Source organism: Bacteroidales bacterium (assembly GCA_031275285.1).
In the GTDB taxonomy this organism is placed as follows: Bacteria; Bacteroidota; Bacteroidia; order Bacteroidales; family UBA4181; genus JAIRLS01.
In genome coordinates this window covers 1-21,514 of record JAISOY010000052.1, presented here as the reverse complement: position 1 = coordinate 21,514, position 21,514 = coordinate 1, and the positions used below count along the sequence as shown (strand labels likewise).

General features: G+C 39.4%; 17 protein-coding genes. 15 read left to right on the top strand and 2 right to left on the bottom strand.

The features are described 5' to 3' along the window. Positions 1–12: 12 nt before the first annotated feature. Both LBQ60_04875 and LBQ60_04870 read left to right on the top strand, forming a co-directional pair. Complete coding sequence (locus LBQ60_04875; protein MDR2037238.1) at positions 13–270, top strand: DUF4834 family protein; 258 nt, start codon at positions 13–15, stop codon at positions 268–270. A 28-nt stretch (positions 271–298) separates the two neighbouring features. Further along, the gene (locus LBQ60_04870) at positions 299–2,794 is read left to right on the top strand and encodes a YfhO family protein (GenBank protein ID MDR2037237.1); all 2,496 of its coding nucleotides are present in this window, start codon (positions 299–301) and stop codon (positions 2,792–2,794) included. Between the two features lie 72 nt (positions 2,795–2,866). On the opposite strand, the gene LBQ60_04865 is transcribed toward LBQ60_04870, so the two are convergent. After that, the gene (locus tag LBQ60_04865) at positions 2,867–3,970 is read right to left on the bottom strand and encodes a sugar kinase (protein MDR2037236.1); all 1,104 of its coding nucleotides are present in this window, start codon (positions 3,968–3,970) and stop codon (positions 2,867–2,869) included. A gap of 153 nt (positions 3,971–4,123) precedes the next feature. Further along, positions 4,124–5,569, bottom strand: coding sequence for a carbon starvation protein A (locus LBQ60_04860; protein MDR2037235.1), 1,446 nt, complete (start codon positions 5,567–5,569; stop codon positions 4,124–4,126). A gap of 227 nt (positions 5,570–5,796) precedes the next feature. On the opposite strand from LBQ60_04860, the gene LBQ60_04855 reads away from it, so the two are divergent. The 13 genes from LBQ60_04855 (at position 5,797) to LBQ60_04795 (ending at position 21,435) form a co-directional block, all read left to right on the top strand. After that, positions 5,797–6,732 (top strand): ATP-binding cassette domain-containing protein, encoded by a 936-nt coding sequence (locus LBQ60_04855; protein ID MDR2037234.1) that lies wholly within the window; start codon positions 5,797–5,799, stop codon positions 6,730–6,732. A gap of 28 nt (positions 6,733–6,760) precedes the next feature. Beyond that, complete coding sequence (locus tag LBQ60_04850) at positions 6,761–8,089, top strand: ABC transporter permease (protein ID MDR2037233.1); 1,329 nt, start codon at positions 6,761–6,763, stop codon at positions 8,087–8,089. Positions 8,090–8,241: 152 nt separating this feature from the next. Then, the gene (gene ssb, locus LBQ60_04845; GenBank protein MDR2037232.1) at positions 8,242–8,670 is read left to right on the top strand and encodes a single-stranded DNA-binding protein; all 429 of its coding nucleotides are present in this window, start codon (positions 8,242–8,244) and stop codon (positions 8,668–8,670) included. Positions 8,671–8,691: 21 nt separating this feature from the next. Continuing rightward, entirely contained in the window at positions 8,692–10,005 is a 1,314-nt protein-coding gene (gene gldE / locus LBQ60_04840; protein ID MDR2037231.1) for a gliding motility-associated protein GldE, read from the top strand. Positions 10,006–10,030: 25 nt separating this feature from the next. Beyond that, positions 10,031–10,624 (top strand): gliding motility lipoprotein GldD, encoded by a 594-nt coding sequence (gldD, locus tag LBQ60_04835; protein MDR2037230.1) that lies wholly within the window; start codon positions 10,031–10,033, stop codon positions 10,622–10,624. Between the two features lie 57 nt (positions 10,625–10,681). After that, complete coding sequence (locus tag LBQ60_04830) at positions 10,682–11,314, top strand: 4'-phosphopantetheinyl transferase superfamily protein (protein MDR2037229.1); 633 nt, start codon at positions 10,682–10,684, stop codon at positions 11,312–11,314. A gap of 11 nt (positions 11,315–11,325) precedes the next feature. Next, on the top strand, positions 11,326–12,048 hold the full coding sequence (locus LBQ60_04825) for a geranylgeranylglyceryl/heptaprenylglyceryl phosphate synthase (protein ID MDR2037228.1): 723 nt from the start codon (positions 11,326–11,328) through the stop codon (positions 12,046–12,048). A gap of 124 nt (positions 12,049–12,172) precedes the next feature. Further along, positions 12,173–13,645: a rhamnulokinase gene (locus LBQ60_04820; protein MDR2037227.1), complete on the top strand. Its 1,473-nt coding sequence runs from the start codon at positions 12,173–12,175 to the stop codon at positions 13,643–13,645. Positions 13,646–13,777: 132 nt separating this feature from the next. Next, positions 13,778–15,199 carry a tetratricopeptide repeat protein gene (locus tag LBQ60_04815; protein MDR2037226.1) on the top strand — a complete coding sequence of 474 codons (1,422 nt, stop codon included), beginning with the start codon at positions 13,778–13,780 and terminating at the stop codon, positions 15,197–15,199. Between the two features lie 119 nt (positions 15,200–15,318). Then, positions 15,319–16,290 (top strand): DUF368 domain-containing protein, encoded by a 972-nt coding sequence (locus LBQ60_04810; GenBank protein MDR2037225.1) that lies wholly within the window; start codon positions 15,319–15,321, stop codon positions 16,288–16,290. A gap of 379 nt (positions 16,291–16,669) precedes the next feature. After that, entirely contained in the window at positions 16,670–18,553 is a 1,884-nt protein-coding gene (locus tag LBQ60_04805) for a tetratricopeptide repeat protein (protein MDR2037224.1), read from the top strand. Between the two features lie 37 nt (positions 18,554–18,590). Next, positions 18,591–20,303: a hypothetical protein gene (locus LBQ60_04800; protein ID MDR2037223.1), complete on the top strand. Its 1,713-nt coding sequence runs from the start codon at positions 18,591–18,593 to the stop codon at positions 20,301–20,303. Positions 20,304–20,520: 217 nt separating this feature from the next. Then, the gene (locus tag LBQ60_04795) at positions 20,521–21,435 is read left to right on the top strand and encodes a hypothetical protein (GenBank protein ID MDR2037222.1); all 915 of its coding nucleotides are present in this window, start codon (positions 20,521–20,523) and stop codon (positions 21,433–21,435) included. Positions 21,436–21,514 lie beyond the last annotated feature (79 nt).

The following is a 21,514-nucleotide window of genomic DNA, read 5'->3' as shown; positions in this document are numbered from 1 at the left end:
AAATCGATACACATGGGGGTTTTACTCAAAACAGTATTAATTATCCTGCTTATTTACTTCCTGATAAAGGCAGTAGCCCGTATGCTTTTTCCCTTTTTATTCAACGGATATATAAAGAAAAATACGCACCAGCGGATGCAACAGGAAGAGATGTCCCGCAATAAAGCTAAAAAAAAGGAAGGGGAGGTATCCATCAACTATAAGCCTAAGTCTGAAAAGAATTTTGGAAAAGACGAAGGAGATTATATTGACTTTGAAGAAATAAAATGAATTTACCAAAAATACTAATTCAAACCAAATGGATTTATTAAAAAAATGCTTGCCACATATTGTAGCGGTGGTAGTTTTCCTATTGGCTTCGTTGATTTATTTCAGTCCTGTTCTTGACGGAAAAAGGCTTTCCCAATATGACGCTAAGCAACATAAAGGAATATCAAAAGAAATTGAGGATTTCAGGCAGGAAACCGGTGAGGAGGCTCTATGGACCAATGCTGCCTTCGGTGGTATGCCGGCGTACCAGATATCTGTCAAGTACCCGAACAATCTGGCGAATTATCTTCTCAATATTTTGACTTTAAAACTTCCGTCTCCTGTTTCCGTACTTTTTATGGCATTTTTGGGCTTTTATATCATGCTATTGTGTTTCAAGGTAGACCCATGGTTAAGCATAGCGGGAGCATTCGCTTATGGTCTTTCTTCTTATTTCCTGATTATTATTGGTGCAGGGCATAACACCAAGATGTGGGCTTTGGCATTTATGCCTGTGATCATTGGAGGTATCTATCTGGGTTATTACCGGAAAAAGATATGGTTGGGTACTATCGTCGCTTGCCTGGGGCTTGCATTGCAGATACGTGTGAATCATTTTCAGATCACCTATTACACAGCCATCATCGTACTGATATTCCTGATTTTCGAATTGATACAGATTGTTAAAGAAAAACAATACAATGCTTTTATCAAAGCTTCTGCGGCCATGCTTCTGGCGTTGTCATTATCTATAGGAGTCAACATTACAAATATGCTGCTCACTATGGAATATACACCATACTCCACACGTGGACCATCCGAATTGACCGATGCCGAAGGCGACAAAACTTCCGGGCTGGATAAAAGTTATATCCTGAACAATTACAGTTATGGTATTGCCGAGACCATGAACCTTTTTATTCCCAATTTTGTGGGGGGGACATTTGGACCTGTAGGAGAGAATTCACCATTCTATAAAGCATTGATGGAGAATAATGTTCCTAAATCCCAGGCCAATCAGATATCCAAACAGGTGCCGCTATACTGGGGAGGACAGGATGGAGGTACCGCCGGGCCTGTGTATATTGGCGCTGTGATGGTATTCCTTTTTGTTCTCGGTTTATTTGTGGTAAAAGGACGGATCAAGTGGTGGCTGGTAACCGCAACTATCGTTTCCATTGTCTTGGCCTGGGGCAAACATTTCATGTTCGTATCCAATTTATTCATTGATTTCTTTCCTTTATATAATAAATTCAGGACCGTATCAATGATCCTTATTATTGCCGAACTGACCGTCCCGTTACTGGGAATACTTGCGTTAAAAGAAATATTCGGCAATCAATTATCTGTCGATCAAAAGAAAAATGCATTGAAAAAGAGCCTGTACATTACCGGTGGCGTTGCTTTATTTTTTGTCGTTTTTCCGGGATTATTATTCAGTTTTAATGCTTCGGGCGATGCTGGTTTGAAAGACATGGGATACCCGGACTGGTTAATTGCCGCCTTACCCGATACCCGTGAATATGTGTTGAGGATGGATTCACTCCGCAGCTTGTTTTTTGTACTTGCCTCGGCCGTAGTACTCTGGTTTACTTTGAACGGAAAGATCAAGACAAAAATAGCTTGTTTTCTTTTTGCTGCCCTGATTATTGCAGACCTATGGTCCGTTGATAAACGTTACCTGAACAATGACCGCTTTGTTGCGGCCAAAGACGTAGCGGTACCGGTGAAAGCATCTCCTGCCGATTTGTCTATCCTTCAGGATAAGAGCCTTGATTACAGGGTGCTGAATCTTACGGTAGATGTGTTCAGTGATGCTACCACCTCTTATTTCCATAAGTCAATAGGCGGATACCATGGTGCCAAGATGAAGCGCTATCAGGATTTGATAGAACATCAACTTAGTAGGGAGATCGGTTCTGTTGTCTCCGGATTCCGGTCAGTCGAAACCGAAAGTGATTTTGATGATGTGTTTGGAAAATGCCCATCCCTCAATATGCTGAATACTAAGTATATTATTTATCACCGCGAACAACCGGCATTAGTCAACCCCAAGGCAATGGGCAATGCATGGACTGTAAATAATATCAGGTGGGTAGAGAATGCCGATGAAGAGATCGCTGCATTATCCGGATTTGACCCATGGCAGGAAGCAATTATTGATAAGCGTTTTGAACATTCCTTCGAAAATACGGCAGCCATAGCTCCCGATACAACAGCGACGATTCAAATGACAGGTTATCAGCCGAATCATTTGATATATGAATACCAATCGCAATTACCCCAGCTGGCTGTTTTTTCTGAAATATATTACGGGAAAGGATGGAATGCATATATTGATGGGCAATTAACGCCCCATGTACGTGCTAATTATGTGTTACGTGCCATGAAGGTTCCGGAAGGAAACCACCGGATCGAATTTAAGTTTGAACCGGCAAGTTACGCGATCGGTGAAAAAATCGCTCTGGCAAGTTCTATTGCTATGGCTTTACTTATTTTAGGTAGTATTACCGGTTATTTTGTAAGAAAACGAAAAAATGATTAACTAAAAAGGAGATAAAAATCCATACCTATGGATTTTTATCTCCTTTTTTAAATTCCTACTCTTAGGAAGGTTTTAACGATCTACCCGCGCACCTCCACCTTTCACTAACTTTTCCACCTCTTCGAGCGTAGCCATCGAGGTATCGCCGGGAGTGGTCATAGCCAGGGCCCCGTGAGCGGCTCCATATTCCACTGCTTTCTGCGGATCATTATATGTGAGAAAACCATAAGCCAGACCCGATGCGAAGCTGTCGCCACCTCCCACGCGATCAAATATCTCAATATCTTCGCGATGAGTCGCTTCAAAGAAATTTCCTCCGGCCCAGCAAATAGCTCCCCATGAATTGATGGTGGCTGATTTAACCGTACGGAGTGTTGTGGCAATCACTTTGAAATTGGGATAAGCATTCACTGCAGTTTCAATCATTTTACGGTATCCGGAAATATTCAATTTTGTCAGTTTTTCATCGGTACCTTCGATTTCAAATCCAAGACAGGCAGTAAAATCTTCTTCATTACCGATCATCACATCCACATATTTTGCAATTTCCCTGTTTACTTCCTGCGCCTTTGCCTTTCCGCCGATAGATTTCCATAAAGACGGCCTATAGTTAAGATCGTATGAGACAATCGTGCCGTATTTCTTTGCCATTTTTGTCGCCTCAATCACCACATCAGGCGTTGTTTCGGAGAGTGCGGCAAAGATTCCCCCTGTATGAAACCAACGGACTCCACATTTTCCAAAAATGTAATCCCAGTCAATATCTCCCTTTTTTAATTGGGAAGCAGCCGTATTTCCTCTGTCAGAAACTCCTTTGGCACCACGGATGCCGAATCCGCGTTCTGTAAAATTAATGCCGTTTCGTACGGTACGACCAACTCCGTCATCCTGGACCCATTTGATGAAACGGGTATCTACACCCCCTTGCATGATGAAATCTTCTACCAGATGTCCGACTTCATTATCAGCAAAAGATGTTATAATAGCTGTATTCAGCCTGAAACATTTTTTTAGTCCGCGGGAAACATTATATTCGCCTCCGCCTTCCCATGCCTGGAACTGGCGGGCTGTACGTACACGACCGTCTCCCGGGTCAAGGCGTAACATTACTTCTCCCAGAGAGATGCAATCATACATACATTCCGATTGCGGTTTGATCTTTAAAATTCCATTCATATCTGATTGTTTCATGTATTTTTAATTTGAGTGTATATTCAGGACGCAAATGTAAACAATTATACAGACGAAAAAACAGAATTTACAGGATCGAATTGTAATACCTGAAGATATTCATCTTAAGTGAAAGATTCGAAAGAGATAAAAAAAACATTACAAATCTTCTACTTTAGTCTTTTTCATCCTGCTTTTCATCCACCAAATGAACATTGCCCCGGTTGCGATCGTACATACCGCTCCTACCGGATATCCGATGTTGGCTGATAGGCTGAATCCTTCAGGAGCCACAACTATATAGGTAGATATGACCATTGTCATGAATAAAGCCGGAAGCAACGTGATCCAGTAAAACTTGTTCTTTTGTGCCAGGTAAATAGTAATAGCCCAGAGGGTCGCAGCTGCAAGGGTCTGGTTCGACCAGGCGAAATAGCGCCAGATAACGTCGAAATTTACCTGTAAAAGAACCAATGCAACAACAAATAATGGAATAGCAATAATAATACGATTCCGGATCGATTTCTGACTGTAGCTGATGAAGTCGGAAACAATCAGGCGAGCGGATCGGAATGCCGTATCTCCTGAAGTGATAGGAGCAGCAATAACTCCGATAATGGCTAGTAGTCCGCCGAATTTACCCAGCCAGGAATGAGCTATCTGATCCACCACTACAGCAGCATTATTGTCGTTGGCCTGCAGGAACTCCTGTAATCCGCCTACGGAACCGAAAAAGCTCATAGCAGCCGCGGCCCATATCAGGGCAACGATTCCTTCTGCTACCATGGCGCCGTAAAAGACCTTTCTTCCTTGTCGCTCATTTTTCAGGCATCGTGCCATTAGCGGAGATTGGGTAGCATGGAAGCCGGAAATAGCTCCACATGCGATGGATATGAAAAGCATAGGAAATAACGGGTATTTATCCGGTTGAGGATGCATATTATGCAAATTGGATAGTGTGACTTCCGGTATCGGTGCGCCATTCCATATAAGGGCGCCTCCAATGCCCAAAGCCATGAATAACATGGCAAATCCGAATATGGGATAAATTTTTCCGATGATTTTGTCGATTGGTAAAAGAGTAGCCAGGATATAATAGATAAAAATGATCACACACCATACTGTGAAGCCCATATATTCCGGAGTCATATTAGCCAGCAACTGGGATGGACCGGCGACAAATACCGTTCCGACCAGTATCATTAAAAGGATGGTAAATATCCTCATAAATTGCTTGAATCCTGTCCCCATATATTTGCCAACCCATTCGGGAAGACTCATTCCCTGGTTGCGGATAGATAACATGCCTGAGAAATAGTCATGTACCGCACCACCAAAAATAGTTCCAAAAACAATCCACAGAAAAGCGGCCGGACCATATACCGCACCCATGATAGCACCAAAGATAGGTCCCAGGCCGGCAATGTTCAGGAACTGGATCAGGAAAATTTTCCCCCATCCCATGGGAACATAATCTACTCCATCCGTATGAGTATAGGCTGGTGTTTTCCGGTCGGGTTGTACCCCGAAAATACGTTCAATCAATTTGCCGTAAAAGAAATATCCGGCAACAAGTAAAATTACAGCTGTAATAAAAGTGATCATATTGTGATATTGATTTTAATTGACATCTTTTTTTGCAAAAGTAGTAAAATCACTTTTATATTCCTGAAAAAATCAGTATTAATGATCAGCCTGTTAATGTTGGATGGCAAAGGATATCTCTTGAAAAGTGTCACTTGACGAACGTTATTTTACATCAATGTAAAAATGATTTACCTTTGTACGTTTAACCGGCAGATGGTTTATCTGTTTTTTAATATTAAATATAAGTGAACGAAAGTATATTGTCCGCCCGCGGAATAGAAAAACAATATGGTAACACGAAAGTGCTTGACCATATCACCATTGATATTCCCCAGGGAAGCATTTATGGCTTGCTGGGGCCTAACGGTGCCGGAAAAACAACATTTATCCGCATCATTAATCAGATCACAGCTCCGGACAATGGTGAGCTATTGTTTATGGGGCGGAAATTACATCGTGATGATGTGGCCCGGATTGGGTATTTGCCGGAAGAAAGAGGGTTGTACCGGAAGATGAAAGTCGGGGAACAGGTGCTTTATCTGGCCCGCTTGAAAGGCTTAACCAAGGCAGAGGCTCATGAGAAGATCGATTATTGGTTTCAGAGGTTTGAAATACAAAGTTGGTGGAACCGGAAGATCGAAGAATTATCTAAAGGAATGCAGCAAAAGGTACAATTCATTACTACTATCTTACACGATCCTGTATTATTGATCCTGGATGAGCCGTTCAGTGGTTTCGATCCGATCAATGCAGACCTGTTGAAAAAAGAGATACTTCAACTTAAGGATAAAGGTACCACGATTGTTTTATCCACCCATAATATGGCATCTGTAGAAGAAATGTGTGATCATATATCATTGATCAATAAATCCAGATGTATCCTTCAGGGAAGTGTTTCCGAAATAAGGCAGGAGTATAAATCGGGAGAATACGAAATCGGTTTCGAAGGAGATGAAAAAGTACTGGAAAATGTATTGTTGTCAAATCGTTGTCAGATCATTGATCAGGAAATTAACCCATCCCATAAAAAAATGAAGATATACATTTCATCCGCTACGGGTAACGAATTGCTTTCAATGCTTATGCCTCATGTGAAAATAGTGTCATTCAACGAATTACTGCCAAGTATGAACGATATATTTATACGGAAGGTGAAAGAAAGTGCTATTTCGACCCCATGATTTTCCAAGATGATTTAAACATACAGATATGAGTAAAATATCCATTATCATACGCCGGGAATACCTGACCCGTGTCCGCAAAACAAGTTTTATTGTAATGACTTTACTGGGTCCGGTACTTTTTGCCGCCCTGATGCTGACCCCTATGTGGTTTGCTACCATGGAAGACGAAGATATCAAACAAATAGCGGTGATTGACAGTTCACAACTGTTCGTTCAAAAGATACCCGATACCGAAAAATACCAGTTCACATATGCTGCTGATGTAAAACTGGAAGATTTCAAAAAAAATCTTTCAAGAACGGAATTTTTTGGCATCCTGTACATTCCGTCTTATATCGCTTATACCCCTTCAGGTGTTGAATTCTTTTCATACAAACAACCCCCTTCCAGCCTTACCATGCATATCTCAAATGCGATAGAAAAAGAAATAGAGGTGGAAAAGCTGAAGGCACATCATATTGATAATCTGGAAAATATACTTAAATCCATCAAGACCCATATTAGTATCCGGACTTTTCGTTTATCTGAAGGAGGATCTGCTGAGAAAGAAAGTCATGGCGGTTTAAATATGGCTGTTGCATATATCGCCTCTTTTCTGATTTATTTGTTCGTATTTATGTTCGGAGCTCAGGTGATGCGTGGTGTGATTGAAGAAAAGACCAATCGTATCATTGAAGTGATCGTATCATCGGTAAAGCCGTTCCAGCTGATGATGGGTAAAGTTGTGGGAGTGGCTTTGGTCGGATTGACACAGTTTGTTGCATGGATCGTTTTTACCGGTATTCTGGTGGTCGTGGTACAAAGCATATTTATTTCCGATCTTACTAAAGAAGCATTACAACAAGCGGGAAACATGCAGATGGCAACCGGCCAGCTTCCGGCTGAACTTACCGAAAAGGCACAAGGGGTCATTTCTATGTTCCGGTCCATCAATTTTGGTGTGCTAATCGGTAGTTTCTTGTTTTTTTTCATGGGTGGATACCTGCTGTACGGCTCTCTCTTTGCAGCAATTGGTTCTTTAGTAGATACAGATGCTGATACACAGCAATTCATGTTGCCTGTCACTGTTCCATTGATCATTGCTCTTCTGGTCATGATCAATGCCATGAAAAATCCGGACGGTGCATTGGCCTTTTGGTTTTCCATTATTCCTTTTACATCTCCCATTGTGATGATGGCCCGTATACCTTTCGGAGTTCCATATGGGGAGCTGGCCTTGTCTATGGTATTACTTGTTATCACTTTCATTGGCGCCATATGGCTTTCAGCTAAGATTTACCGAACAGGGATACTGATATATGGAAAGAAATTAACCTACAGGGAATTGTGGAAATGGTTGACATATAAGAATTAATATGGATTTTGTTTTTTATGTTATATTTTTTGACCGGAATTTTTAAATATCATCTATTTTGTTTATCTTTGTATTTAGTATGTGGAATATCGATTTCCAATACTTTCGCTATGACTTTTAATTTATGTAGTTTAAACTAAAATTGATGTATTATGGTAAACAAAGTGATTTTATTAGGACGTGCCGGAAAGGACCCTGAAGTAAGACATATGGATAACAATTTAACCGTGGCTCGTTTCCCGTTGGCTACCAGTGAATTCTGGACAAAGGATGGGAATCGTTCGGAACATACCGAATGGCACAATATCGTTATGTGGCGGGGATTGGCTAAGGTTGCGGAAGATTATGTCCGTAAAGGAACGCTATTATATATAGAAGGAAGATTGCGTACCCGTGCCTGGGATGACAAGGACGGAAATAAGCGTTATACAACAGAAATATTGGCAGATGTTATGAATCTGGTCGGACCGAAACAGGATAGCCACTCAGGCGATTCTCCTGCTCAGGCTTCCGGGAATTATTCCGCGCCATCCGTTGAAACAACCAATCTGGATACGGCGCCGGATGATCTGCCATTTTAGTGTTCACTAATTAGTATATTCTTGGACCCTGACCCTTATTTATACATTATAGCAAGCCATGTCGGTGTTCTTTTTGCACCGGGCAATATCACAGGTATTATATGCTGTGTAGCTGTATTGCTATTCCTGTTATTTCTTTCAGGTTTGATAGCAAGTTACGAAGCGGCTTTTTTTGCTCTTTCGCAGGATGATATTAAAAAAGTGCAGGATGACAATAACCCTGAAAGTAGAAAAATACTCGAATGGTTGAATCAGCCTGAAAGGTTGCTGGCGACTATAATTGCCGCCAACTGTTTTATTAATATTGCATTCATCATACTTGCCATATTAACTTTTCAATCAGTGTCAGGGTCCGGGGAGGGATTATTTCTTCAAACCATACTTATCATTGTTGTATTGTTGCTTTTCGGGGAAATAATCCCTAAAGTTTTTGTAACGCAGAAAGCCCGGAACGTATCATACCGTATGGTGATCTCTTTGACTGTATTTGAAGTTGTTCTTTATCCGTTGGTCAGGCTGCTTTCTTCTTCCACCTTATTTATCAATAAAAGGTTACAAAAAAAACAAAGCATTTCCATTGATGAACTTTCTGATGTCCTGGAAAAATCATCGGATACTATTGTTGAGAATAAGGATATACTGAAAGGAATTGTTAAATTCGGAAATATTGATACACATACTATTATGACTTCACGTATTGATGTGGTATCAGTAGATATTGAAACAAAACTACCGGAGTTAATAGATGAAATCAACGAATGGGGATATTCACGTTTGCCGGTTTATGAAGATAATCCGGATAATATAAAAGGTATCTTGTATGTAAAAGATCTGTTGTCATGCCTTGATGAAGGAGAAAATTTCAAGTGGCAATCTTTGATCAGGGATGCTTATTTTGTTCCTGAGAACAAAAAAATTGATGATCTGCTAAAGGAATTTCAGGAGAAGAAAATACATGTAGCTGTGATCATTGACGAATACGGAGGTATGGCAGGTATTGTCACACTGGAAGATGTGTTGGAAGAGATCATGGGGGAGATTGCAGATGAATCGGATGATGATGAACCCGAACATGAGCAGATTGACGCTCGTACCTATCTGTTTGACGGAAAGGTGTTGCTGAACGATTTTTATCGTATCATGCATATTGAAGATACCATTTTCAATGATATCAGGGGAGAGGCAGATACTTTAGCCGGAATTATTCTTGAATTGAAAGGTGAAATACCTAAAAACGGGGATTGTGTGGATTACCAGCATCTTTCATTTTGTGTGGAAGAAATGGAAAATCGTCGTATCAAACGGATAAAAGTAATTGTGAATGAGCCTGAATGATCAACCAAGGATTAACACCTGTAAAATGAAATTTCACTTCGATAGGTTTTTGCTTTTTGCTTTTATAGGTATCATCGTTTTAGTGTGTATTTCATGCCAGAGAAACGAGGTGCCGAAACCGCATGCTTATTTCAGGATTGATTTTCCTGAAAAAAAATACCAGTTATATAACAGCATCTGTCCGTTTATTTTTGATTACCCGGTCTATGGGATAATCGGTTCCGATCGCTATCATCAAGATCAACCATGCTTATTTAATATTAATTTTCCTGAATATAAGGGAACGATTCATTTGACATATCACCCGGTGAACAGGAATATTGACATACTTTTGGATGATGACTGGAACTTTGTTTATAAAAAAATTGCTCTGAAGGCAGATGGCGTTGATCCGTATAATTATGTAGATTACGAAAATAAAGTATATGGTACGGTTTATGATATTAAAGGAAATGCAGGTTCCCCATTACAGTTTTTTGTCACGGACAGTGTTGATAATTTTCTGAGGGGATCATTATATTTCAATGTGAAGCCGAATTATGATTCTTTGATGCCGGTAATCAGTTTTTTCCGGGAAGATATTATTCATCTGATGGAAACAATACGGTGGAAAGAATGAAAAATAATAGTTTTGCCTGAGTTTTTCGTATATTGTTGACCATAAAAACAGAATATAGTGGGATTATTGATCAATATGGAAGTTGAAGAAGGGTGTCGTCTCGGATTGTGGGAGGTCAGCGAAGATTACGATACCTTGTTTAATTCCGTTTATTTAAACGAAGACGATATCCAACGGCTGAATGGATTTAAAAATTTAAGCCGTAAAGTAGAATCACTGAGTGTAAGGGCCCTGTTGCAGTTAATGACGAAACCGGATGCCCGTATCGTATATAACGACTCCCGCAAACCATATCTGGCCGATGATTCTTTTAATATAAGTATTTCACATTCATACTGTTATACTTCTATACTTTTAGGCAAGGATAAGACTGTAGGGATTGACCTTGAATACATGTCTCATAATATAGAAAGAGTAGCCCATAAGTTCATCAACGACCGTGAGGTAATTACCCTTGATCCGGAAAAACGTAAGGAGCATTTATATGTCCATTGGTGTGCTAAAGAAGCCCTTTACAAGATATGTGATAAAGAGGATATTAATTTTCAAAAAAACCTGACAATTAAGCCTTTCGATATAGCGAAGATGGGGGATATAGTTGGTGTTGTCCAAAATAATCTAAGAAATGAAGAATACCGGATGCATTATTTTTTGGAAAATAATTATGCGTTGGTTTTCTGTACCAAATAATTTTTCCGGTGATGCTTTATGATATTTTGTTATCAAACTTGAACCGTCGTAAACTAATTGCTTTGTTGATTGATCCGGATAAACATTCTATGGATTCACTCGCAAAAACAATTGATATTGCACATGATGCAGGAATTGCTTTCTTCCTGTTCGGGGGTAGTATTATTTCCAATCATTTGCCGGGAGCAATAGATACGATCAAGCAGCATACGGATAAACCGGTATTTCTTTTTCCCGGTAGTTTATTGCAACTTAGCTGCCAGGCCGATGGTATTTTCTTTCTTTCGCTGATTTCAGGCCGTAATCCTGAATTGTTGATCGGGAACCATGTGCAGGCAGCTCCTTTTCTGAAGAAAAGTAATTTGGAGATCATACCTGTGGGATATATATTGATGGGGGCAAGCGGACATACGTCAGTGGAATATATGAGCCAGACAATGCCTATCCCTTTTGGAAAGGCTGATATTGCTGTAGCTACGGCTATTGCAGGAGAAATGCTGGGACTGAAAGCCATTTACATGGAAGCAGGTAGTGGAGCGGAACAACACATTCCGGGATATGTGGTTGAGAATGTAAAGAATAATTTATCTGTACCGTTAATTCTGGGAGGAGGGATCCGTACTCCCCAACAAGTGGAATTTCTTTTTAATTCCGGAGCTGATGTGTTGGTTATCGGTTCTGCTGCGGAACAGGATCCACATATCCTGACGGAAATGGCAAAGAGCATCCGTTAATCTTCTTTTTTTAATTTTTTAACAACAGTTTACATATCTTACTATTGACTTTTCGTTAATTTCTGTTACATTTGTAGCTTGTCTATACAAGTGAGTCAATCAACAAACCAATTAAACTATTCAAATGAAATCTCATACTTTTATTGCTTTTGATCTTGGAGCTACCAGCGGAAGAAGTATTGCCGGTACATTGGCCGATGGAAAAATAACCATGGAGGAGATATCCCGTTTTGGTAACCAGATGATTGCGGTAGGTAGCCACCTTCACTGGAATCTTCTTGGTATTTATGAAACATTAAAGAACAGTTTGAAAACATGCGGCTTGAATGGAAAATATCATCCGGAATCTATTGGGATCGACACCTGGGGCGTTGATTTCGGTTTCCTGGCAGAAGACGGTTCATTGCTTGGCGAACCTTATGCCTACCGGGATCTGCATACAAACGGTATGATGGAAGAATATTTCAAGTTGGTGTCCCGGGAAAAAGTATATGAGTTGACAGGTATACAATTGATGCAGATCAATAGTTTGTTTCAGCTTTTCGCATTGAAGAAAAATCATTCGTCAATACTGGCGGCGGCGAAAGATTTATTGTTTTTGCCCGATTTGTTGAACTATTTGTTCACAGGGGTAAAAAAGGCGGAATTTACTATAGCATCAACATCACAAATGCTGAATCCCAAGACCATGAACTGGGCAAACGAGTTGTTCGATGCTTTCGGTGTATCTCTTTCCCTGATGCAGGATATCGTACTGCCGGGAACAATAGTCGGACCACTTACTGATGGAATAGCAAAGGAAACAGGATTGGGTAAAATACCGGTTATTGCAGTGGCTGCACATGATACTGCTTCGGCTATTGCAGCCGTACCTGCTGAAGGTGAGAATTGGGCGTACCTTAGTTCGGGAACCTGGTCACTAATGGGGATTGAAACCCGAAAAGCACTGATTGATGAGGAAACGGCCAAAATGAACTTCACCAATGAAGGTGGTGTTGAAGGAACCTTCCGTTTTCTGAAAAACATAACCGGGATGTGGTTATTGGAACAATGCCGTAAAGAATGGGCCTGTGAAAAGGATCATTCATACGGGGAATTAGTTGAAATGGCCAGGTCAGAAAAGGCATTCCAGACTTTTGTTGATCCTGATGCCCCGGATTTTATGAACCCGGAAAATATGGTGAGCGCTATAACTGGCTATTGTAAACGTACCGATCAGTTGGTGCCATCTTCGAAAGGACAGATAGTACGTTGCATTTTTGAAAGCCTTTCCATGAAATACCGTTATACGCTGGAACAACTCAAACGTGTTTCCCCGCACCCAATCGAAAAATTACACGTCATTGGCGGTGGTGCAAAAAATGCTTATCTGTGCCAGTTTACGGCAAATGCTATCGGAATGCCTGTGGTTGCAGGACCGGCCGAAGGTACAGCCATGGGGAACCTATTGGTACAGGCAATGGCATTAGGTCATCTGAAATCATTGGCAGATATTCGTCAGGTAGTACGTAATTCTGTGGAAACTGAAATTTTCCAACCGCGTGATACGGATGAATGGAGTAAAGCATATGAAAAATTTCTATTATTGCTTAAATAAATGTTTGTTTATACTGTAGAGTAGTGTTTTGTACGGGCAGGTAAAGTTTTTTATCCTGCTCGTATTGTTTAAATAAGTTGAGCAAAATGTTTAAATAATTTCGTATCTTTACATCGTTTCTTTTAGGAAAATATGATGAATTTCAGAAAGAATGGCTCTTGGTATGACGAGGAAATGCTTAACTCTGTCAACCGGTATGAGGATATGTTAGAAAACCATAAAAAGTATTTCTTTGATGTCCACGAGTTTGAGGATATTATTGATTACTATATGGATACGGATAATTTTAGTCAGGCTGCCCAGGCTGCTGATTATGCCATGCATTTATATCCTTCTTCTACTTCCATACAATTGCGCATTGCTGAGATATTGATCGATAATAGCCAGCCAGTCAAAGCATTATCCCTTTTAAATAAACTGGAACATCTGGAGTCCGGGGAATATGGAGTATATCTCCTGAAAGGAACAGCACTGAATATGCTGGGTAAACCAAGAGAAGCACAAAGGCAATTTGAGGTAGCTATATCGCTGGCTGACGAAAATAAGATAGAGGTTCTTTATAACATAGGTATTTCATTTGAACGGATCAATCAGCATAAAATTGCTTTGAAGTATTTTATGAAGGTGCACTCGATGGAGCCGGACAATTATTATGTGTTTTACGATCTGGCATATTGTTATGAACGGATTAACGAATTGGATAAAAGTATTTCCTATTATTTGATGTATCTGGACGAAGATCCGTTTTCAGAACATGTCTGGTATAATCTCGGGATTGTTTATAACAAAAAAGATGAGAATGAGAAAGCCCTGGATGCTTATGATTATGCCATCGTTATCAATGAAAATTATTCGTCGGCATATTTTAATAAGGCCAATACGCTTACCTTACTCGACCGGCATAGAGAGGCTATAAACGTATATAAGGATTTTTTACTGATGGAACCGGATAGTGCAGCAGCACATTGTTACATGGCTGAATCTTACGAACGTATCAGAAAAGAAGATCTGGCCATTATCCATTATGAGAAATCGTTGGCTCTGGATAATAAATTTGCTGATGCGTGGTTTGGTTTAGGAGTGATAAGGTCACAGGCTGGAAATTATCAGGAGGCCATTCATGATATTCAGAATGCAGTTGAGTTGGATGAGGATAACTCGGAATATCTTTTTGTCCAGGCATCTGTATATGCCAATATGAAGCAATATGAAAAGGCCATAAAGATATTTAAACGTTTGGCTACATTGATCTCAAATGATGAAATGATGTGGGATTCTTTTGCCCAGGTATATGCCAAACAAAAATCTTATACTGATGTACAGCAGATTATTACCCAGGCACTTCAGTTTAATCCGGATTCGGCGATGCTTCGATATCATTTGGCAGCTTATTACCTTCTGAATGATGATCGGTTGCAAGGGCTAACTATACTAAAGGAGACGTTGAACAAATATCCTGCTGAAGTCGGATTGTTTTTTGAATTATTCGATAAAGAAGTTAAAGATCCGGAGGTCATGGCTTTGGTAGATAGATTCCGCATCGGCAAAAAATAATTTCAATCAATCATGTTCGGTTTATTTAATCACTTTCCATATCTCCTCTTGCCGGGAAAATTGGAGTGATATTGTTGTATTTAACGGGGAGTAAATATATAATGTAATTAAATATTCAGATGGAAGAACAAAAAAGAAAAAACAGGGGTTATTTACTATTGTACGCAAAAGGACTGGCAATGGGAGCTGCGGATATCGTTCCGGGTGTTTCGGGAGGAACCATTGCATTTATTACCGGCGTGTATGAAGAACTGCTCCATTCTTTGAGATCATTTACTCCTCGGAATTTTAAGAAACTTTTTACAGAAGGGATCAAGTCATTCTGGAAAGCTATCAATGGTAATTTCCTGGTTGTATTGGTATTGGGTGTCGGTACAAGTTTGTTTACTTTAGCAAAAGCCGTGTTATACATGCTGAAGGAACACCCCGTTATTATCTGGTCATTCTTTTTCGGCCTGATCCTGATTTCTACCATATCCGTACTGAAAACCATCCGTAAGGCTAATATGCCTGTATTTATTGGTTTTGGTATCGGAGCTGTTCTGGCTTATCTCGTTACGGTATCATCAGTTGCACAGACACCTGATGGATTGTGGTTTATATTTATTTGTGGTGCGGTAGCCATTTGTGCGATGATACTACCCGGAATATCCGGTAGTTTTATCCTTCTCCTGATGGGTAAATATGAATATATTTTAAATGCTCTTACAGAATTGAAGATTGCTATACTGGCTGTCTTTGCAAGTGGTGCTATTATCGGATTGTTGTCATTTTCCCATTTTCTTTCATGGCTGCTGAAAAGATACCATGATGTAACAATTGCTCTGCTGGCTGGATTTATGTGTGGTTCGCTAAATAAAGTATGGCCATGGAAAGTACAGGTTGATAAAGCATCCGGACAAACATTCCCATGGGATATGGAAAAATTCAGTGATCATAGCCTGGATCTGGTCGAAAAAAATTTATTGCCGAATGCATTCACTTTACAGACAGGTGTTGATGCTCAACCTATTTGGGCTATTTTTATGGCTGTATTGGCCATTGCCATATATTGGGGAATTGAAGCTCTTGCCAAAAGAGTTAAGTCATAATTAATCAGGAAGTAATTGTCTGTTCAGGATATTTATCTGTATTGTTACGGATAAATGACAAGAAAATTCGTCTAAATACGAACTTTTATTCATTTACTTCAATGTGGTAATTCATTGTTGAAAAAATACTGAAATCAATTTTGTTAAAAAAAACTTTTGTTGAAATGGGTTCTTTTGTAGAAGAGACAAGGCTTATCCATAAATCGTAATTATTTTTTTTATTCTGTAAATGCAATTATGTGAAATATTTGTACAGTTTTTGTATTAATTTTAGATATTATATAATTCTGATAGAGGGGTCAAGATGTTCATAGGTAAAAAAATCAGATACACACCAATTAGGATCTGGCATGTTACATTGTGCTGTTTTTTCTTGTTGGTGAATCTTTATGGACAAAATCCCGTCGACGTATCCCGGTTAACCATAGAGCAATGCCTGAAGTTGGCTGAAGAGAAAAAACAGACAGGAGATATCAGGGAATCGACCAATTTCCTGAATATGGCAGCTGAAAAATATTGGGATGCCAAAGATTATGAGAATGCCGTAAAGTATTACAATCAGTCAATAGAGCTAAATAAGCTCATTTCCAATTATAATGGAATAGCCGGGATCAATAGTAACCTGGGATTGATTCATTTTGACATGGGGAAATATGAGGCATCTTATGAATATTTCAGAAAGACCTATCAGTACCGGAAAGAGCATAATGAAAAAGTACCCACTATTAGTGCATTGATCAATGCATCTGTAGTGCTGAATAAAATGGAACGTTACGATGAATCGGTCCAAGTCCTGGAAGAAGCAGCTACTATGTCGCGGGAAATCAATGATTATGCACAAATGCGTAGTTGCTATGGTATGTTGTCTGAAGCATATACCAAAGCAGGAAATACGGAAAAAGCCGCTGATTATTTCCAGCTTTACAAAACGGTCCATGATGCTCTTATAAAAGAGTCGGAAGATCGTTATTCCGAGGCAAATGTAAGGGCGCAACTGGCGGAAAAAGAAAAAGAACTGGCAGAGAAAGAAAAGGAATTGGCAGAACGGGAAAATCAATATATCAATTCAATACTCAGTGAGAAAGAAAAGGCACTTGAAGGGATGGATTCGACCAATAGGCAATTATTGGAAAGTAAAACGAATGCAGAATTGATCATCGAAAACCTCAAGGTAAAAGACGAAATATCCGACTTACAGAAAAATGAAATGAAGATCCAGTTGGAAAACGAACAGATAAAATCACAGTTACTGGTGGTGGTATTATGTGTGTCGCTTGTTATCGTTCTGGTGATCGGGTATTTTTTGTGGGAAAAGAAAAGGACCAACCGGAAGTTAGAGCAGAAAAATCTATTGATCAACCAGCAAAAGCATGAACTGGAGGCTGCCTTTGTCGAGATCAAAGAAAAAAACGAGGAATTACTCACTTATATTCAGGAATTAGCAGCTGTGAATGAACAACTCAATCGGACCCAGAAAGCACTGGACGATTATCAGGCCCAGTTGGAACAGCTGGTGATAGCAAGAACGACCAAATTGCGTCAGGCTCTTGAGAAAGCCCAGGAATCAGACCGTTTCAAAGCTGCTTTCTTTGCCAATATGTCTCATGAGATAAGGACCCCGCTGAGTGCTATACTCGGTCTCATTCAATTCATCGATGATCCGTTGATCGGTTTTGAGGAACGGAAAGAAATGTATGATATCATCAATTATAATGCAACACAATTGTTGAAGATGGTGGATGATATTGTTACCTTATCAAGGATAGACTCTGGGCTTATCACTATTCAGCCGAAGGAAACGGATATTGATTCCATGTTACAGGATATACAGGCAGAAACAGAAAAAATGATCATGTTTGCCAAGAAGAAAAATCTGGAAATCATAATAGAAAATCGGTTGCCGGATGACATGAAAAGCCTTTTCATCGATGGTAAGAGAATTTTTAGGGTATTGATGCTTCTTGTCGATAATTCGGTCAAGTATACTGACCGGGGATATGTCCAGGTCGGAATTGATGTGGATCAGGATGAGAGGAAATTGTCTTTCTGGGTAGAAGATACCGGAATCGGAATTGAACGGAATTATCTGGGACTTATCTTTAAACGTTTCTGGAAAAAAGGAGATTCATATACCCAGGAATACCGGGGGCTTGGAATAGGTTTAGCACTTTGTAAAGAACTGCTCGATCTGATGGGCGGGACTATTTTTGTCGAATCCACAATTGATAAGGGATCGACTTTCAGTTTTACAATCAATTATTAATTAAAAAGGTTCGTGAATGATCAATAAATATACTTTTATGGTAAGAAAAATAATGATGATCGGTGTTTTTTTAGGGTGGGTATCCGGTGTTTCGGCTCAGAAGCCTGAAGATCATCAGAAAACTACTTATACTGACAGTCTTGGCCGGTTTATCGTACAACTGGATCTGCCGTTGTATTTTTATGTGTCTACCAGTCCTGATGGAGATAAACAACGTTTGAACAGGAGTGATGATAAGGAAAATAAACCTGTATATCTGGATGGGCCGGGAAGACATCATATCCGCCATAACGACAATATTAATCATCGGGCAGAAGTTTTTGACATATATGCCGATGGACAAGCTCCTGTAACGTCCATATCATTAAAGGCTTTAAGCTTTGTGAAAGAGGGGGTTACTTATTTCGGAAAAGATTTGTCCGTCGATATGAAAGCAACGGATGACCTGGCCGGAGTAAAACAAACTTATTATTCTACTAAACAGGGAAACTTTTCCCCATATAAAACATTTGATATCAGTGTTCAGGAAGGATTTCATCAACTGCAATATTATTCCGTGGACTATGTCGGAAATGTTGAGGATGTGAAAACCAGGGAATTCTGTATCGATTTGTCGGCACCGGTTACTTACCACAATATAGTGGGTATAGCAGGAGGAAATGTAATTTCTACAAGCAGTAAATTATATTTGATATCGACAGACAGTTTGTCGGGCATTAATAAAATAGTTTATTGGTTTGATGATGAAAAAGAGAAGATATACAAGAGCGGATCTATGATTTCTTTTACCTATCTCTCTGATGGGGAACATACCTTGAATTATTATTCGGTTGATAATGTCCAGAATAAAGAAGAATTGAAAAGCTTTACATTTTTCTTTGATAAAACCGCTCCAATTATGTCGGCGGACGTATTAGGCGACAGGTTTATTGTCGGTGATAAGGTGTATTTTTCCGGTCGTACCAAATTGAAACTGACAGCTGTGGATAATAAGTCGGGAGTAAAAGAAATTATGTATTCTGTAGACGGGGGGGATTTTGTACCTTACGAAGATCCTTTCTATCTTCCTTCCCAGGCAGGTAAACACACCATAAGTTATTATGCTCTGGACGAAATGGGTAATTCCAGTAAGGATAATTATACCCATAATGTAGGAATTGTATATGTGGATCTTGTAGGGCCACAATTGTCCTATCAATTATCAGGTCCCAATTTCCGTAAAGGAGATGTACTTTTCCTGAGCCCTGAAAGTAAGATCGTCCTGAAGGCAGTTGATGCGGAGTCCGGTACACAATATATGAGTTATAGTATTGATGACCAGAAAGAAGAGGTGAGGTATACCGAGCCGTTTTCCGTAAAAGAATCGGGAACACATGTAGTGAAATATTTTGGTTATGACAATGTGAATAACCGGAATTCGGATCAATTGGAAATAACCGTTGATGGGGAAGGTCCTGAGATATTCCACACGTTCAGTATCCAACGTATAGATAAAGAAGGAGGAGTTTCATCCGATCCGGAATTTGTCGGGGAATATCCGTCATATATGATGCTGTATCTGGCAGCTACCGATTTGTTGACCGGTGGTGCTGATATATTTTATTCTATAAACGGACAACCCGAAGTTGCCTATGTTTCTCCTATCAAGAATTTTCAGAAGGGGCAATCTTATACAATCGTTATAACAGCGAAAGATAAACTGGGTAATATGTCGGAAAAAACCATAAAATTTAAAACAACTGATTATTAGATCATACAACATGGAAGGTTTCTTTTACGTGCCTGTAAAAGAAACTTTTCATGTCATATCTATATGTTAAATCTTCAAACGGTTTTTTCTTTTATTTTGGTGTAACTATTCTGGAGAAACAACGTATTCTATAAAGTAATTTTGTCTTTCAACAATGAACAATTGTGACTTTTTTTGTTAATTTGCATTATAAATTAAAATTATCCATTTTACGCTCATGCGAAATATTAAGATTCCATTATCCTTCCTAATCGTTGGGTTGTGTATTGTATTGTTTCATTCGTGCAATACATGCAGCAGGCAGCAGAAAAATGATGGTATTACCATTGACTTAGCTGATTTAGCAATCGATTCAACGTATGTGAATATGGCTAAAAAAGTGTTTTATGCATTACCTACGCCTATCGAGATGTCGGTATTGATCAAGAACTCAGGTATCCAGTATCAAGCATCATTGTTGAATAACCCTTCGAATGCTTCAAAGTATTTGACACACAGTCAGATGGCGGTAAATTTCGGTGCTTATATTACCGATTTGGTTTATGCCGGTCTTTTTGAACAAACACAAACCATGTTGCGATATAAAATAGCCATTCAGATGATGATCGATGGATTGGGAATGACTTCGGCCGTGGATCACGATTTATTGAAACAACTGGAGACCAATATCAATAATAAGGATGAAGTATTAAAAATATTATCTGAGACTTATGCTTCCTGTGCCGCTTATTTAAATGAAGAAGACCGCTATTTTTTAACAGTAGCTATTCTGGTGGGAGGATGGATCGAAGGAATGTATATTGCATCAAGTTTAACCAACGAAAACCTGCTCTCAATAGGAACAAGGGTGGAACAGTTGGTCATTGATCAGAAATTGACATTTGATATGATGTGGCAGGTGATGTCTGATTTGAAGGATATTCCGGAAATAGCAGCTTTAATGTCCGAAATGTCCGGACTGGCAAAAGCTTTTGACCGGATACAAATAGATCAGACCAATAATCAGGTATCATTTGATGAAACAGAACAGGCAACTGTGCTAAAATCAGTATCTCTTGGAAATGTAGATACAAGTGTATTTGTTGAGATTAAGAATGAGATACAAACAATACGACATAATTTTACAAAATAAGCGTTCTATGAAACGAAAAAATATATTGGCTTTTTCCATTTTGTTCCTGTCGGTAATATGCTTTTCTCCTGATATTGCG